At 59.0% G+C, this 16291-nt stretch carries 18 protein-coding genes; 9 read left to right on the top strand and 9 right to left on the bottom strand.

Going from position 1 to position 16291, the window contains the following annotated elements:
• Positions 1-407 precede the first annotated feature (407 nt).
• On the bottom strand, positions 408-1226 hold the full coding sequence (locus AC1RN6_RS03415) for an AraC family transcriptional regulator (protein ID WP_493003023.1): 819 nt from the start codon (positions 1224-1226) through the stop codon (positions 408-410).
• 129 nt (positions 1227-1355) lie between these two features.
• Here AC1RN6_RS03415 and AC1RN6_RS03410 point away from each other — a divergent pair, with 129 nt between their 5' ends.
• Positions 1356-2600: an MFS transporter gene (locus AC1RN6_RS03410; RefSeq protein ID WP_493003021.1), complete on the top strand. Its 1245-nt coding sequence runs from the start codon at positions 1356-1358 to the stop codon at positions 2598-2600.
• A gap of 61 nt (positions 2601-2661) precedes the next feature.
• Here the strand turns inward: AC1RN6_RS03410 and AC1RN6_RS03405 are convergent, their stop codons facing one another.
• From AC1RN6_RS03405 to AC1RN6_RS03395, 3 genes are all read right to left on the bottom strand, one after another.
• Positions 2662-3696, bottom strand: a complete 1035-nt coding sequence (locus tag AC1RN6_RS03405) for an alpha/beta fold hydrolase (RefSeq protein WP_493003020.1) — start codon at positions 3694-3696, stop codon at positions 2662-2664.
• 67 nt (positions 3697-3763) lie between these two features.
• Positions 3764-4288 (bottom strand): thioredoxin family protein, encoded by a 525-nt coding sequence (locus AC1RN6_RS03400; protein WP_493003018.1) that lies wholly within the window; start codon positions 4286-4288, stop codon positions 3764-3766.
• Between the two features lie 19 nt (positions 4289-4307).
• Positions 4308-5039, bottom strand: a complete 732-nt coding sequence (locus tag AC1RN6_RS03395) for a cytochrome c biogenesis CcdA family protein (RefSeq protein ID WP_493003017.1) — start codon at positions 5037-5039, stop codon at positions 4308-4310.
• A gap of 185 nt (positions 5040-5224) precedes the next feature.
• On the opposite strand from AC1RN6_RS03395, the gene AC1RN6_RS03390 reads away from it, so the two are divergent.
• From AC1RN6_RS03390 to AC1RN6_RS03375, 4 genes are read left to right on the top strand one after another with little or no spacing between them, the layout of a single operon-like run.
• A complete protein-coding gene (locus AC1RN6_RS03390) occupies positions 5225-5596 on the top strand; it encodes a GFA family protein (RefSeq protein ID WP_493003015.1) in 372 nt (123 codons plus the stop codon).
• Entirely contained in the window at positions 5593-5730 is a 138-nt protein-coding gene (locus AC1RN6_RS03385; RefSeq protein ID WP_493003014.1) for a hypothetical protein, read from the top strand. Before AC1RN6_RS03390 ends, AC1RN6_RS03385 begins: the two co-directional genes overlap by 4 nt.
• A gap of 7 nt (positions 5731-5737) precedes the next feature.
• Positions 5738-6478, top strand: coding sequence for a response regulator (locus AC1RN6_RS03380; protein ID WP_493003013.1), 741 nt, complete (start codon positions 5738-5740; stop codon positions 6476-6478).
• A complete protein-coding gene (locus tag AC1RN6_RS03375) occupies positions 6475-7794 on the top strand; it encodes an ATP-binding protein (protein WP_493003012.1) in 1320 nt (439 codons plus the stop codon). Before AC1RN6_RS03380 ends, AC1RN6_RS03375 begins: the two co-directional genes overlap by 4 nt.
• Positions 7795-7892: 98 nt before the next feature.
• Here the strand turns inward: AC1RN6_RS03375 and AC1RN6_RS03370 are convergent, their stop codons facing one another.
• Positions 7893-8312: an organic hydroperoxide resistance protein gene (locus AC1RN6_RS03370; protein WP_493003009.1), complete on the bottom strand. Its 420-nt coding sequence runs from the start codon at positions 8310-8312 to the stop codon at positions 7893-7895.
• Positions 8313-8520: 208 nt separating this feature from the next.
• On the opposite strand from AC1RN6_RS03370, the gene AC1RN6_RS03365 reads away from it, so the two are divergent.
• Positions 8521-8985 carry a MarR family winged helix-turn-helix transcriptional regulator gene (locus AC1RN6_RS03365; protein WP_493003007.1) on the top strand — a complete coding sequence of 155 codons (465 nt, stop codon included), beginning with the start codon at positions 8521-8523 and terminating at the stop codon, positions 8983-8985.
• A gap of 33 nt (positions 8986-9018) precedes the next feature.
• On the opposite strand, the gene chrA is transcribed toward AC1RN6_RS03365, so the two are convergent.
• Both chrA and AC1RN6_RS03355 read right to left on the bottom strand, forming a co-directional pair.
• Entirely contained in the window at positions 9019-10377 is a 1359-nt protein-coding gene (gene chrA, locus AC1RN6_RS03360; RefSeq protein WP_493003005.1) for a chromate efflux transporter, read from the bottom strand.
• Between the two features lie 95 nt (positions 10378-10472).
• On the bottom strand, positions 10473-10760 hold the full coding sequence (locus AC1RN6_RS03355; RefSeq protein WP_493003004.1) for a hypothetical protein: 288 nt from the start codon (positions 10758-10760) through the stop codon (positions 10473-10475).
• A 310-nt stretch (positions 10761-11070) separates the two neighbouring features.
• On the opposite strand from AC1RN6_RS03355, the gene AC1RN6_RS03350 reads away from it, so the two are divergent.
• On the top strand, positions 11071-12846 hold the full coding sequence (locus AC1RN6_RS03350) for a methyl-accepting chemotaxis protein (RefSeq protein WP_493003002.1): 1776 nt from the start codon (positions 11071-11073) through the stop codon (positions 12844-12846).
• Between the two features lie 72 nt (positions 12847-12918).
• Here the strand turns inward: AC1RN6_RS03350 and AC1RN6_RS03345 are convergent, their stop codons facing one another.
• The gene (locus AC1RN6_RS03345) at positions 12919-13791 is read right to left on the bottom strand and encodes a LysR family transcriptional regulator (RefSeq protein ID WP_493003001.1); all 873 of its coding nucleotides are present in this window, start codon (positions 13789-13791) and stop codon (positions 12919-12921) included.
• 101 nt (positions 13792-13892) lie between these two features.
• Here AC1RN6_RS03345 and AC1RN6_RS03340 point away from each other — a divergent pair, with 101 nt between their 5' ends.
• Complete coding sequence (locus AC1RN6_RS03340; RefSeq protein ID WP_493002999.1) at positions 13893-14348, top strand: multidrug/biocide efflux PACE transporter; 456 nt, start codon at positions 13893-13895, stop codon at positions 14346-14348.
• An 11-nt stretch (positions 14349-14359) separates the two neighbouring features.
• On the opposite strand, the gene AC1RN6_RS03335 is transcribed toward AC1RN6_RS03340, so the two are convergent.
• Positions 14360-14653, bottom strand: a complete 294-nt coding sequence (locus AC1RN6_RS03335; RefSeq protein ID WP_493002997.1) for a hypothetical protein — start codon at positions 14651-14653, stop codon at positions 14360-14362.
• Between AC1RN6_RS03335 and AC1RN6_RS03330 the strand changes: the two genes are divergently transcribed.
• Positions 14652-16271, top strand: coding sequence for a methyl-accepting chemotaxis protein (locus AC1RN6_RS03330; protein WP_493002995.1), 1620 nt, complete (start codon positions 14652-14654; stop codon positions 16269-16271). The genes AC1RN6_RS03335 and AC1RN6_RS03330 overlap by 2 nt on opposite strands.
• Positions 16272-16291: the final 20 nt, after the last annotated feature.

The raw sequence follows: 16291 nt of genomic DNA, 5'->3' as shown, positions 1-16291 counted from the left end.
TGCTAAAGCGATGGCGGCAAAACGGATAACAAATTCTGGGTTTCGGAAAAGCGATTGCGTCAGAGCAAGAGGTCCGTAGCGGAGGGGGAGAAACGGCAGGCGCGGGTTCGCCGCCACCGTTCAGGCGCAGCAGCGCCGTCAACGATGGAACATCGGTGCCGCGTGAAAAATCCTGGTGTTGTCTCCGCCAATGGCCTGGCAATAATCTTGTATTGCCCGCCGGCTTTTATGGTTCTTGATTCTGTTGCGGGACCTTTGGTGAATCTGGCCCTCGTGTGGAAAGCGACACTACGCCCGGCGTCGGGCACTGTCTAATGAAAGTAATTCATCGCGTGATAACCGGCTGTGATAGCTCAGCGTAAGTCATACATCGCCTGCATCGTCCGCTCATCGGCGATTGAAACGCTCTATGTTCGCAGCTTCAATGCGGGCCTCAATGCAGGCCGTCCATGCGCGGCATATTGGCTCGGCGTCTTGCCCAGCACTTTGCGAAACATGCTGGTGAAGGCGCTGGCGCTCTTGTAGCCGAGTTTTTCGGCGATCCGCTCGACGGCATCTCCCTGCGCCAGCCGGAGCAGCGCCTCGGTGATATGGACTTGCTGCACCCAGTGACGAAACTGCAAGCCGGTCTCTTTGGGAAACAGACGGATCACCGTGCGCGCACTGGCGCCGCCGATTTCGGCCCATTGCTCCAGCGAGTTCAGGCTGCCGGGATTGCCGACGATGGCTTCGCAGATCGCCACCAGCCGGCGGTCGGACGGCCAGGGAATGGCGACGGGGATCGAGGCTGCCCCATGAATCTCGGACAGGATCAACTGCGCCAGATGGCCGCCGCGCGCCGCGATGTCGTAGTCCGCGTTTTCCTTGAGCAGTGCCAGGATCAGCTCGCGCAAGAGCGGACTGACTTCCAGCAGGCGGCAGGCGTCGCCGGTCTGCTGCGATTCGTCCTGCCGGATGTAGAGCGTGCGCAGATGCACTTCGCTGAGCATGCGGATTTCGTGTTCCAGTTCCGACGGCACCCACAGTGCGCGTTGCGGCGGGATGACCCACAGCCCGTGCGGCGTGCGCACCTGCATCACGCCTTCGGCGGCGTATAGCAGTTGTCCGCGCGGATGAGAATGCGGCGCCAGCAACTGGCCGGCATCGAAGTCGCGGCTGAAAGCGACCACCGCTTGCGGCAGTTGCTGGAGTTTGGCGGCCTTGGCGCTGGAATGGACGATTTTCATGGTGCTGGCGTTTTGTCACTTAATCGATGAAAAATGGCATTACGGTTTTTAAATGCCAATATACCATTCGCGTATCCCTGCATGTTTTTCGTTCATCGGTCGTTCATTTCCGTTCATTCATTCTTAGCCATGACAATCAATAGTTCATCGTCGCTCGGTGCGACGCTAGCCGATAAAGCTCCCACGATATCGGCCGCATCAAGTAACGCCGGCGCCACGCCTCTGGTGCTGCGCATCGTCCTCGCGGTCGGTTTCGCCCACATGATCAATGACCTGATTCAGGCCTTGCTGCCGTCCATTTATCCGATGCTCAAGCAAAACTACGGACTGACGTTCACACAGGTCGGGCTGATCACTCTGACGTTTCAGGTGACGGCATCGCTGATACAGCCCTGGATCGGCATGTACACCGACAAACATCCCAAGCCTTTGTTGTTGCCGTGCGGTGCGGTGTTTACGCTGATCGGCGTGGTGATGCTGTCGATAGCCGGAAGCTTCGGCTGGTTCCTGTTTGCGGCCGCGCTGATCGGTGTCGGTTCGTCGACCTTCCACCCGGAAGCATCGCGCATTGCACGCATGGCATCCGGCGGCCGTTTCGGACTGGCGCAGTCGACTTTCCAGGTCGGCGGCAACGCAGGCTCGGCACTCGGCCCGTTGCTGGCGGCGGCGATCGTGGTGCCGTTCGGCCAGCCTAACATTGCGTGGTTCTGCATCATCGCAGTGGTGGCGATCATCACCTTGTCGCGCGTGAGCAATTGGTATCGCCATCATCTGGCCGCCGGCGCCAAAAAAGGCAAGACCGGCGCGCACCACAATCTGTCGCCGGGCACCGTCAGGAAGGCGCTGGTGGTGTTGTCCTTGCTGGTGTTTTCCAAATACTTTTACATGGCGAGTTTCACCAGCTACTTCACCTTCTACCTGATCGACAAGTTTCATATCGCCGTGGGCGACTCGCAGATTCTGTTGTTTCTGTTCCTGGGCGCGGTAGCGTTGGGCACCTTTTTCGGCGGCCCCATCGGCGACAGGATCGGACGCAAGCGCGTGATCTGGTTCTCAATACTCGGCGCGGCGCCGTTCGCCTTGCTGCTGCCGCATGCCAATCTGTTCTGGACGGGTGTGCTGTGCGTGTGCGTCGGCTTCATCCTGGCGTCAGCGTTCTCGGCCATCGTGGTGTATGCGCAGGAGCTGGTGCCGGGCAAGGTGGGTTTGATCTCGGGCGTGTTCTTCGGATTGATGTTCGGCTTCGGCGGCATCGGCGCGGCGCTGCTGGGACATCTGGCCGACCTGTACGGCATCGCCTATGTCTATCTGCTGTGTTCCCTGCTGCCGCTGGCGGGCGTGCTGACGGTTTTCCTGCCGGACCTGAAAGAATAAGTCCGGTGCGTCATGACAAAAACGCCATCCGTTTGCGCGGATGGCGTTTTTTCTGAACGATTTACAGCCTGGTCACCGCCAGCACCGCGTCGGCGAATGCCTGCGGCGCTTCCTGCGGCAGGTTGTGACCGATGCCGCCGGTGATGTTGCGGTGTTCATATTTTCCCGAGAATTTGTCGCGATACAAGGCCGGCGGCAGGAAGGGCGCGCCGTTGGCGTCGCCTTCCATGGTGATGGTCGGGATGCCGATGACCGGGAGCTCGGCGAGGCGGCGTTCCAGCGCGTCGTACTTGCGTTCGCCGTCGGCCAGACCGAGACGCCAGCGGTAGTTGTGGATGACGATGGCGACGTAGTCCGGGTTGTCGAAGGACGCGGCGCTGCGGTTGAAGGTGGCGGCATCGAATTGCCATTTCGGCGAAGCCGTCTTCCAGATCAGCTCGGCAAATTCGCGGCGGTATTTGGTGTAGCCTTCGACGCCGCGATCGGTGGTGAAGTAGAACTGATACCACCAGTCGAATTCCGCCTTCGGCGGCAGCGGCTTTTTGGCTGCGGCCAGATTGGTCATCAGATAGCCGCTCACCGACACCAGCGCCTTGCAACGCTCCGGCCACAAGGCGGCCATGATGCACGCGGTGCGCGCACCCCAGTCAAAGCCGGCGATGACCGCCGACGGAATCCGCAATGCATCCATCAGCGCGATGATGTCCTGCGCCACGGCCGATTGCTGTGCGTTGCGCAACGCATCCCCGGACAGGAAGCGAGTGCTGCCGTGGCCGCGCAGATGCGGGATGATCACGCGATGGCCGGCTGCCGCCAGCAAGGGCGCGACATCGACGAAGCTGTGGATGTCGTAAGGCCAGCCGTGCAGCAGGATGACCGGCTGGCCGTTGGCCGGGCCGACTTCCGCATAGCCGATGTTGAGTACGCCGGCATCGATTTGTCTGATGCCGGTGAAACCCGCGGCACTTGTGGACGACGCACCTGCGACGATGCTTTGCGCATTGGCGAGCGCGCTGAAGCTCAGTTGCGCGGTGGCGACGGTGGCTGCGGCCGCGCTGAAGAAACGGCGGCGGCGTTGGTTGATCTGATCGGACATGTTTTTCTCCTTGAGTGTGATGGTGTTGCGTGTCTGGCGAGGCGCGGGTTTTGCGTTGCTCTGCTGCTTACTGTGGTTGCGCCAGCAAATTCTTGATGGCGGCTTCGGTCTGCGCGTACTGGCCTTCGCCGAAGTGCGTGTAAACCACTTGTCCCTTTTTATCGATCAGGTAGAACGCCGGCCAGTACTGGTTGTTGTACGAAGTCCAGGTGGCGTAGTGGTTGTCCTGCGCCACCGGATACGTCAGGCCGAAGCGCTTGATGGCAGTCTTGACGTTGTCGGTGTTGCGCTCGAACGGGTATTCGGGCGTGTGCACGCCGACCACCACCAGACCCTGGTCCTTGTATTTCTGGTACCAGGATTTGACGTAGGGCAGGGTGTTGATGCAGTTGATGCAGGTGTAGGTCCAGAAGTCGACCAGCACCACCTTGCCGCGCAATTGCTGCATGGTCAGCGGTTCGCTGTTGAGCCATTTGTCGATGCCGGTGAATTCCGGCGCGGCGACGCTTTTGCTGAGTGCGCCGGCGGAAGCGGTAGAGGTTGCTGCAGCCAGTACGGTCAGGGCGGCGAAAGTCTTGAGTCGGGAAAGCATGATGGAATCCTTTCAGATTTCAGATGGAAGAAGAAAACAAGGAAGAAAAGGCGGCAGTGATCAGCACGTCATACTGGAAATAAATCGCCAGCGCGGTCAGCATCACCAGCACGCCGAACAGTTGTTGCAGGCGCTGGGTGTGGCGCGACACGACACGGACATGGCGGGTGATGTACTGGCCGCCATACAGAATCGCGAGCATGGGGATGGCGGCGCCGATGGCGTACATCAGCAACAGCAGGGCCGACCAGCCGAGGTCCTGAGCCTTGACCACCAGCACCAGGATCGATGCCAGCACCGGCCCTGCGCATGGCGTCCAGACTGCGCCGAGCGACATGCCCAGTACAAAGCCGCCGGTGTTGCCGGCATGCACTCTGGGAGCCTTAGGCGCGGCGTGCATGCGTTGCAAGGAGGGCTGCAACTGCGCCACCAGCCATTCATAAGGACGCGGCCACAGGCGCAGCAGGCCGGACAACGCCAGCAATGCGATGGCGGTATTGCGCAACACGTCCTGCGCCACGTGGACAGTGCTGGAGACGGCGCCCAGCAGCATGGCGAAGGCGGAAAAACTCAGGATGAAGCCGGCGATGATAAACAGCGGCCGGGCGCGGTCGGGCGCGCTACCGTTTGTTCCCCCTGAAGTCCCCACTGAACTGCTCAGCAAGATGGGCAGCACCGGCAGCACGCATGGCGAGGCAATGGTCAGCAGACCGGCAAGCAGGGCGAATGGCGTTTCGAGGAAGCTGTGCATGGCGGCGATTCCAATGTTGGTTGCGATGACCGTATTGGAACGCCTGGACGTATCTGGCTTGTGTCCGCAAAACCGCCTGGGTGCAATGTTTTGTGTATGTGTATGCGCCAGATACATTGGGACACAAATCATCCCGGGACTTGTTTTATAAAGTGGTCATTGCCAACCACCTGAAGGAAAAGAAAATGATCGCTGAACGCTACAAAGGCTCCTGCCACTGCGGCGCCGTCCGTTTTGAAGTCCGCACCGCGCTGACGCCGGCCGGGCGTTGCAACTGCAGCCTGTGCCGCCGCAAGGGCGCTCTGATGACGCCGATGATCGACGTCGCCGACGTGAAGATCATCAGCGGCGAAGAGTCGCTGACGCTGTACCAGTTCAACACGCGAACCGCGAAGCACTATTTCTGCAAGCACTGCGGCATCTATCCCTTCCATCAGACCCGCAAGGCGTCCAATCTCTGGCGCGCCAATATCGGCTGCCTGGAAGGCGTCGATCCCTATGCGCTGGAAGCAAGCGTGGCCGACGGCGCCAGCCTGTCCGTGCTGGAGGATGCATGAAGCATCTGAGGCGAGTGCTGGCGATCTTTGCTTTTCTGGCAGGCGGCTTTGCGGCGGAGCTGGCAAAGCCGGTGTATTGCTCGCTGCTGAATGTGGCGAGTACGGCACCTGCACGTCGGCGCAAACGGGTATGATCGCCGCATGGAAAACCAAGACCACATCCTGATCGTCGACGACGACCGCGGCATCCGCGAATTGCTGGCTGCCTATCTGGAAAAGAACGGCATGCGCGTGTCGCTGGCGGCCAACGGGCGACAGATGCGCGCCGTGCTGGAGCAGGGCGCGCCGGATCTGATCGTGCTGGATCTGATGTTGCCCGGCGAAGACGGCCTGGTGCTGTGCCGCGAATTGCGCGTGGGCAAATTCAAGGCCGTGCCGGTGCTGATGCTGACCGCGCGCAGCGAAGAAACCGACCGCATCGTCGGACTGGAAATGGGTGCCGACGACTATCTCACCAAACCGTTTGCGGTGCGTGAGCTGATGGCGCGTATCCGTTCGGTGTTGCGGCGCGCGCGCATGCTGCCGCCCAATATGCAGGTGACCGAAGCGGTGCAGTTGCTCGGTTTCGGCGACTGGCGTCTCGACACCACGGCGCGCCATCTGCTCGATCAGGATGGCACCATGGTGGCGCTGAGCGGCGCGGAATACCGTCTGCTGCGCGTCTTCCTCGATCATCCGCAGCGCGTGCTCACGCGCGACCAGTTGCTGAACCTGACGCAGGGACGGGCGGCGGATCCGTTCGACCGCTCCATTGACCTGCTGGTCAGCCGCCTGCGCCAGCGCCTGCAGGACGGCGCGCGCGAACCGCGCTACATCAAGACGCTGCGCAACGAGGGTTATGTATTTTCAGCGGCCGTCACCCTGATGGAAGGTGAGCAATGAGCATGTCTTTTTTGCGCTGGCCGCGCACACTATTCGCCCGGCTGGCGCTGATCCTGTGCATCGGGCTGGTGCTGGCGCAGACCTTGTCGTTCTGGCTGACGCTGACTGAACGCGATCAGGCCACGACCAATGTCATGATGGGTTATATCGAGCGCGAAGCGGCCAGCTCGGTGGCGCTGCTCGACCATCTGCCGCCCGCCGAACGTCCGCAATGGCTGCCGCGCCTGGCGCGCCGCAGTTATGAATTCATCCTCGGCCCCGGCATCACCGGCACGCCGCCCGATGCACGCCTGTCGAAGATGGTGGCGAAATCGATCGCCGACGGCATCGGCACCGATTACGCGCTGACCGTCAATGCCGTACCCGGCGACAAGGAGCGCATGCAGGTGCACCTGAAGCTGACCGACGGCACGCCGCTGACCATCGATATGCGGCCGATGTCCGGCGTGCCGCTGTCGCCGTGGCTGCCGCTGGTGCTGGCGCTGCAGCTGATCGTATTGGCCGCATGCTGCTGGCTGGCAGTGCGGTTGGCGACCCGTCCGCTGCATGCGCTGGCGACGGCGGCCGACACGCTTGGGCCGGATCTCAAGGCGGCGCGCTTGCCGGAGGACGGCCCCTCGGAAGTGGCGCGCGCATCCAAAGCCTTCAATGCCATGCAGGATCGCATCGCGACGTACATGACCGAGCGCATGCAAATCCTCGCCTCGATTTCGCACGACTTGCAGACACCGATCACGCGCATGCGTTTGCGTGTCGACGTGATGGACGAAGACCCGCAGCATGCAAAACTGCAACAGGATTTGCAGGAGATGGAAAACCTCGTCAAGGAAGGCGTGGCCTATGCGCGCACCTTGCACGGTGCAGCGGAGGCGCCGATCCGCGTCGACCCCGACGCTTTGCTCGACAGTCTGATGTGCGACTACGTCGACGCCGGCAGCGATGTGTCTCTGGAGGGACATATCGGCGCGCCATTGGTGACGCGTCCGCAAGCGTTGCGGCGCATCCTCGGCAACCTGATCGACAATGCATTGAAGTACGGCGGCAGCGCGCGCATCGCGGTGGCGTCATCTCCCTCCGACGGATCGGTAACGATCTCCGTGCGCGACCGCGGACCGGGGATTCCTCCTGAGTTGCTGGAAGCCGTGTTCCAACCGTTTTATCGCGTGGAAGAATCACGCAACCGGCAGACCGGAGGCACCGGACTGGGGCTGGCTATTGCGCGGCAACTGGCGCTGGCGATGGATGCTTCGCTGTCCTTGCACAATTTGCCGGAAGGCGGGTTGGAAGCGCGGTTGAGTCTGCCGAAGATGCACTGAACGTTTTATATCTGCATGCTGCGTATTGCATGATGAGGGCCTGCCGCTACCGGACTGGTGACGGCAGGCCTTTTCCTTGGGCCGGGATCAGAACCAGTTCAGACCAGATTGATTTCCACACCGATGTTGCCGCGTGTCGCTTTCGAGTAGGGGCAGGTTGCATGCGCCGCATCCACCAGCGCCTGAGCGACTTCACGTTCGACGCCCGGCAGGCTGACATTGAGGCGCGCCTGCAGGAAGTAGGCACCGTCAGTGGTGCCCAGGTCGACTTCCGCATCCACGGCGAGGTCGGCCGGCAGCACAACTTTCATTTTGCCCGCAGCCAGGCCCATGGCGCCGATGAAGCAGGCCGACCAGCCGGCGGCAAACAGTTGTTCCGGATTGGTGCCGGCTCCTGTGCTGCCGGGAGAGGACAGCTGAATATCGAGACGACCGTCGGAACTGCGCGCAAAACCATCGCGGCCGCCCGAAGAGGTGTGTGTTTTGCCGGTGTACAGTACTTTTTCCAGTTTGGTCATGATGAAATTTTCTCTGAGTAATGAGATGCCAAGACATTTTTCATATCTGGCAAAGGTTTTAAGTTGTTTAAATCGCATCCGATGTAATCGAATGCGATGAATTATATCGATTAATTTAAAGATGTCAACGCATTCGATTAAATTGCATCCGATATATAATGTGGCAATTGCAAAGCACGCCTTTGCATCCACCAGGAGCCATAGCGTCATGCCGACAAACACTGATATCGCCGATCAAGCCAATCCGAAACTTTCAGAATTTCTGTGCTTCGCCATCTATTCGGCCAATCTTGCCTTCGGCAAGGCCTACAAGCCGATTCTGGAAGAGCTGGGTCTGACCTATACCCAGTACATCGCCATCATCGCCTTGTGGGAACAGGACAATCAGACTGTCGGCAGCCTCGGTGAAAAACTGTTTCTGGAGTCGAACACGCTCACCCCCATCCTGAAGAAACTGGAGACGATGGGATATCTGGTCCGCCAGCGCGACCCCGGCGACGAACGCCAGGTGCTGATCAGCCTGACTGATGCCGGCCGGCGTTTGCGCGAGAAGGGAATGGGCATGGATCTGGTGGACGCCTGCGGTCTGACGTCGGCGGAGTTTTCCCGCGTCCAGGAGGCGGTCGCCGCGTTGCGCGACAATCTGATCAAATCCACGCAGGCCAGAAACTGAGCTGCGCGGATTCATGTTCCAATCTTACTGCGGCTAAGCCAATACTCTGACCAGCAAACCGGCAATTGCACACGCAATGATGACGTGAATCACATTGCGTTTGAAGCGGAATAAGGCCACCACTGCGGCCAGTGCGATGAGTGCAGAGATCCAGTCAAAACCTTGCATCCATCCTTTCGGCCACAACACGTGCAAGCCGAAAAACGTCGCCAGATTCAGGATGACGCCTACGACTGCGGCTGTAATGGCCGTGAGCGGGGCAGTGAATTTGATATCTTGATGGGTCGACTCCACGAGCGGTCCGCCGGCAAGAATAAATAGAAAAGACGGCAAAAAGGTAAACCAGGTCACCAATGCTGCTGCAATCGCGCCGGCCAGAAACAGATGGTCCGGCCCCAGTATGGCTTTCGCATAGCCGCCGACGAAACCGACGAAGGCCACCACCATGATGAGCGGCCCCGGCGTCGTCTCTCCCAACGCCAGCCCGTCTATCATCTGGGTCGGCGTCAGCCAGGAAAAATGAGTGACCGCGCCTTGATAAACATACGGCAACACGGCATAGGCGCCGCCGAAAGTCATGAGCGCGGCCTTGGTGAAGAACCATCCCATTTGCGTATAGGTGTGATTCCAGCCATACCATGCGGTGAGTCCCCACATAGGAATGATCCACAAAAGCGCGCTTGTGAGGATAATCCTCAGCAATCCGGTCCAGCGAAATAAAGCATGGGAAGGCGTTGGCGTATCGTCGTCAATCAAAGCCTCCCCGAACGACTGCTTTGCCGCAGCATGTCCGCCGCCGACGGCGAATTTTGATGGCGCCACTTTTCCGCCTGCATAGCCGATCAGCGCCGCCAACGCGACAATCGCGGGAAACGGCACATTGAGCGCAAAAATGGCGACGAATGAAGCTGCAGCAATTGACCAGAGCACGCCGTTTTTGAGCGCTCGCGAACCGATGCGATGCGCCGCTTGCAAGACGATCGCAGTCACGGCGGGTTTGATGCCGTAGAACAGGCCTTCGACTACCGGCAGATTGCCGAAGGCGATGTACAGCCACGACAACACGATCAGGATCAGCAGAGAGGGCAACACGAACAAGACCCCGGCGACAATGCCGCCGGCCGTCCTGTGCATGAGCCAACCGATATATGTTGCCAGCTGTTGCGCCTCGGGGCCTGGCAATAACATGCAATAGTTCAGTGCATGCAAAAATCGCCGCTCCGATATCCAGCGGCGATTTTCAACAAGTTCCTGATGCATGATTGAGATTTGTCCGGCAGGACCGCCAAAGCTGATGAATCCCAATTTCAGCCAGAAAAGCAAAGCTTCTTTAAACCTTACGGATTGCGGAGCTTCCGCTTCAGCGTTCGGAGCAGAGTCGGTGTTGCTCATTGACAGGATCCTTGTCGGCACTTAATCGGTACTTAATTTTTGTTTGATGAAAAGCCGATTCTGCACGTGAACCGACACGCCGGGTGAGGTATTTTCTATTCGACGATTTCCGCTTTTCCATCCGGATAAGGATGCAGGCAATACACCTTGCCCGATTTTCCCTTCATGTGTTTCTGCGGCCAGATGCCGCCGATGCGGTAGAGCACCCGGTTGGAAAAAATGATCGGACCTTCCAGTACCTTCGCTTGTTTGAATCCGCTGTCGCTCAGACATGCCGCACGCGTGTCGGCTTTCAATTTTTCCCACTGATCCGCACTGGATGCATGCGCGCTGCCGGCCAGCATTAATGACGTTGTGACAACTGCTGCTTTTAATGTGGTCATACCCATCAGTTGTAATGTGCGTTTCCAACTTTGCTGCATGTTTTTTCCTTTTTTCAGTTTGCCTGATCGATAACATTGTCTGATCGTCAAATTGACGGGCGGTTCTGGGCCAAAAAATCATCATTCATCAAGGCGACATTTTCGAATGTTATCAATAGCGGTTGGCGTTTAAAACGAGAAATAGGTAGTAATACCTATAGCTCTCAAACGGCCTTATTACCGACAATACGGGCGGTTTCGGGGAGGACGAATATGTTCCGGTTTGCCGGAAGGGGCGGATTCCCGAATCGACATTCAAACAAGGATAACAATGAATTTTTTCGCCAACATGAATATCAGCAAACGCCTGAATCTCGGCTTTGCCATCATCCTTTTTTCCGCCATCGGCGTCATCGCGGTGAGTATCTGGCGTCTGCATACCGTCGCCGAAACCACGCAGGCGATGATGGAAAAACCGCTGGCGAAAGAACGTCTGGTTTCCGACTGGTATCGCACCATTCATACCAGCGTGCGCCGCACGACTGCGATCGCCAAGAGTTCCGATCCCAGCCTCGGCGCTTTCTTCGCTGAGGATGCGTCGACTTCCACCAAATTATCCAACGAACAGCAAAAGGCCTTGGAAGCGCTGCTCACCAGCGATCGCGAAAAAGAACTGTTCGCGCAGCTGAGCGCAGTGCGCAAGCGCTACGTCGCCGCGCGCGATGCGATCACCAAAGCCAAGACGGATGGCCAGGTTGAAGAAGCCAATCGCATCCTTGACAAAGTCTTCCCGATAGAAGCCAAGGGCTATCTCGACTCGCTGCAACAACTGCTCGACTTGCAGCGTTCCAGCATCGATCAGATCGCCGCCAGCATTCATGAGCTCTATATCATGAGCCGCAATCTGCTGATCGCGTTCGGCGTGCTGCTGTTTGTCGCCGGCTGGATGTTCGCCTGGCGTCTGGCGCTCAGCATCACGCGTCCGCTCAATCAGGCCGTGAGTATTGCCGAGACCGTGGCGGCGGGCGACCTGACGTCGCGCATCGACACCAGCCGCAAGGATGAAACAGGCAAGCTGCTGCTCGCGCTGAAAGCCATGAACGACAACCTTCTGCGCATCGTCGGTCAGGTGCGCAGCGGCACGGATACCATCGCCACGGCATCGAGCGAAATCGCCACTGGAAATCTCGACTTGTCGTCACGCACCGAACAGCAAGCCGGTTCGCTGGAAGAAACCGCTTCCGCCATGGAAGAGCTGACTTCGACCGTGAAGCAGAACGCCGACAATGCACGCCAGGCCAATCAACTGGCGGTGTCGGCGTCCGACGTCGCAGTACAGGGCGGCAGCGTGGTCGGTCAGGTAATCGATACCATGGGCGCCATCAACGAGTCGTCGCGCAAGATCGTCGACATCATCAGCGTGATTGACGGCATCGCTTTTCAGACCAACATCCTGGCGCTCAATGCTGCCGTTGAAGCAGCGCGCGCCGGTGAACAAGGCCGCGGTTTTGCGGTGGTTGCATCGGAAGTGCGCAGCCTGGCGCAACGGTCCGCCGGCGCCGCCAAAGAAATCAAGGAACTCATCGACAACTCGGTGCAAAAGGTCGACTCCGGCAGCAAGCTGGTCCAGCAGGCCGGCGCCACGATGACGGAAGTGGTCGCCAGCGTGCGCCGCGTGACCGACATCGTCGGCGAGATCAGTTCCGCCAGCCAGGAGCAGAGCGACGGCATCGAGCAGGTCAATCGCGCCATCGCGCAGATGGACGAATCGACGCAGCAGAATGCAGCGTTGGTGGAGCAAGCTGCGGCCGCTGCGCAATCCTTGCAAGATCAGGCGCATACCTTGACCGAAGTGGTCAGCATTTTCAAACTCGACAGTGCGGATGGTGGAAGCACTTTGCTGCGCAATGGAGCCAGACCTGCGGTCTCATCAGCGATGAGTGCGGCTCCTGTGGTGAAGCGTCAGCCGGCTATGAGCGCAGTGCGCACGCCGGCGTCGAAACTCCCGGCGGCATCTGCAGCAACATCGACGCCGGCCATCGCCACGCCAGCCAGGCAGCCCAAGCTGCCGGCAGCGACGTCGGATGACGATTGGGAACAGTTCTAAGCAGAGCGACGCTGCAGCAGCTTCAACAACTTCTGCCGCTTTTGTTTGAGCGGCAGAAGCGCTGAGGCTTCTTCACAACGAAGCCGGGGGCGACAGGAAGGTATTGCACAGCCAGCTGCCGGCTTGTCCCAATCCGCGATCACGCGACCAGATCAGATGCACCTGGATATTTTTGGGCCAGCCGTTGACCTGCAATTCCTTGAGGTCGGCGGCGCCGAAACGTTTGACGATCCAGCGCGGCAGCTCGGCCCAGCCGAATCCCAGTTCAGTCATTTCCAGCAAGATCAGATAGCTTGACGACGACCAGTGAAATCCCGAGCGCGGCGGTTTGACTTCGTCGCGATAGGTGTTCAGGCGCAGCTCGCGCACCTCGCGCAGCATGTCGCCGGTGACTCGCGTGGCGCGCGCCAGTGGATGTCTGGTGCTGACGTAGAGGCCGATCTCGGACTGGTCGGCGATGGTCTCAAAACCGATGTCGGGCGGATAGGAGGTTTGCGCCGCCACCAGCGCCATCTGCACACGCCCGGACTGCACCAGGTCGACGGCGTCTTCGTCTTCCGCAATCAGGCATTCCAGCCGCAGATCGGGATAGCGTTGCTCCAGCTGCGACAGGCTCTTTTCAAAGACATCGGATTGGTAGGTATCGGACAACGCAAAACTCAGCTGCGCTTCCAGGCCGCCGGACAATCTCTGTGCGGCGCGGCTCAGGCGGTCGTTGGCGTCCAGCATCTGCTGAGCATGAGCGAGCAGGGCGTGGCCGTGTTCGGTCAGCGTCGGTTTGCGTGTGCTGCGATGAAACAGCGTGACGCCGAGGTCGATTTCCAGGTTGGCGATGGCTTCGCTGACGGTGGACTGTTGTTTGTCGAGCTTGCGCGCCGCCGCCGAAAAGGAGCCGAGGTTGGCGGATTCGATGAACATCAGCAGGGCGTCGACGGAATGCAGCATGAGTCAGGAATTTGGTTGTATCGGTTTTTCCGATGATTAATGATTTTATCCTATCAGATTAAGTGGGGATAATCTTCTTCATTGAATCGAAGGAGAGCACCATGACTCTGGAAAAAACCTTATATGAACGCTTTTTGCACGCCGTCCTGTTCGAGCTGGTGGCGTTGCTGCTGTGCGCGCCCGTGATGTCCTGGTTGCTGGGCGTATCGTTTGCTCACGCGGGTTTGCTGACACTGATGATTTCGCTGGTGGCGATGGCGTGGAATGTGATCTTTAACACCATCTTCGATCGCCTGGAGCGTCGCTGGAAAGCGAAGGAGGCGGCGACCCTGGCGCAGCCGCGCGGTTTTTCAGTCCGCATCGCGCACGCCGTGGTGTTCGAAGCCGGACTGATCCTCGCCGTGGTGCCGATGGCCGCGTGGTGGCTCAATATCGGTCTGATCGAAGCTTTCGTGCTGGACATCGGCCTGGTGTTGTTTTTTCTTCCCTACACGCTAGTGTTCAACTGGTGCTACGACAAGGTGCGCGCCGGCATGTTCAAGAGCGCGACCTGCTGAGTTTGAAGCGGTTAACGGTTTTTACATGTTGGCAGGAAGGGATCCTGTTTGCTTCGGACTCGGAGAAGCTCGCCGTCAGGCATGATTGTCAAAATTGAAATAAAAAACGAGGACAAGCCGGCGATAACGCCGGCTTTTTTATTTCGCGGCAATTTCCGTCGTTGATCGAAGGAATGATGCACTTGCACCAAAGCTATACTGGCCCGCCATTTGCCGGGAATATCAATCAACCGGCAATCCTCGTTGTCAATTTTGCTATCCGCTTTATTGTCAATCCACCATCTTATAAAAATAGAGACGTTCATGAACATCATCGCCAATCTGAAAATCGGCAAACGGCTTGCGCTGGGATTCTCCGTTATTTTGCTGCTGGCCATCACCATCATCTGCATCGGCATCTGGCGCCTGCAAGGCGTGACCGATGCGACCAAGGCCATGATGCAAAAGCCGCTGGAAAAAGAACGTCTCATCAGCGACTGGCTTCCTTACGTGCAGACGTCGATCCTCCGCGTGACGGCGATTGCCAAGAGTACCGACCCGGCGCTGGCGCCTTTCTTCGCGAAGGAAGATGCGGCTTCGTCGAAGATATCCACCGAATTGCTGAAAAAGCTGCAAGCTATCCTGGAAACTGATCAGGAGCTGGTGCTGTTCAAAAAAATCGAAGAGCAGCGCCAACTCTATGTCGTGGCGCGTGACCAGATGCGCAAGGCAAAGGCGGCGGGCGAGCTCGATGAAGCGAACCGCTTGCTGGAAACTGCCTTCATGCCGCGCGCGAACGATCTGAAAGACGCTTTGCAAAACCTGCTGACGATGCAGCGCAAGAGCATCGACGATACTGCTGCCGACATCGAACGCATGGCGCAGACCGGCCGCACCTTGCTGATCGTACTCGGCGTGTTGATCCTGCTGTTCGGCATCTGCAGCGCCTGGTACCTGACGGTCAATATCACCGGCCCGTTGACGGTGGCGGTGGGCGTGGCGCGCGGGATTGCCGATGGCGATCTGACGGCGCGCATTGTGGTCAGGAGCAAGGATGAAGTCGGCATGCTGCTGAGCGCGCTGAAAGACATGAACGGCAGCCTGTTGCGTATCGTCGGCGACGTGCGCGGCGGCACCGATGCGATTGCCACCGCTTCCGGACAAATCGCCAGCGGCAATCTCGACCTGTCTTCACGCACCGAAGAGCAGGCCAGCTCGCTGGAACAAACCGCTGCTGCGATGGAGCAATTGTCGGCAACGGTAAAACAGAATTCCGAAAATGCCGTGCAGGCGAACGCGCTGGCAAGTTCGGCGTCAACTGTTGCAGCGGAAGGCGGCGACGTGGTGGGCGAAGTGATTTCGACCATGCGCTCGATCGACGCGTCATCGAAAAAAATCGTCGACATCATCAGCGTGATCGACGGCATTGCCTTCCAGACCAACATCCTGGCGTTGAATGCCGCGGTGGAAGCGGCGCGCGCCGGTGAACAGGGACGGGGCTTTGCAGTGGTGGCGTCGGAAGTACGCAGCCTGGCGCAACGCAGCGCTGCAGCAGCGAAGGAGATCAAGACACTGATCGGCGATTCAGTGGAGAAGGTCGGCGCCGGCACGCGTCTGGTGGAGAAGGCCGGCGTTACGATGAACGACGTCGTGGCCAGCGTGAAGCGCGTCACCGATGTCGTCAGTGAAATCTCGTCGGCCAGCCGCGAGCAAAGCGAGGGCATTGATCAGGTCAAGCACGCGGTCACACAGATGGACAGCGTCACGCAGCAAAATGCCGCGCTGGTGGAAGAGGCCGCCGCTGCGGCTCAATCGCTGCAACAGCAGGCGGACAACCTGGCGCGCATCGTCAGCGTGTTCAAGCTCACTCACGATGCCGTGCAGGTCGGTCATACGCCGCGCCGCATGAAAGATATTCCTGCAGATCCGATGCGGCTGGCGTAATCGTCATCGTACCGGCGAGG

The organism is Herbaspirillum sp. GW822-FHT03A08 (genome assembly GCF_058801885.1).
This window is presented reverse-complemented; position numbering and strand designations above follow the sequence as displayed.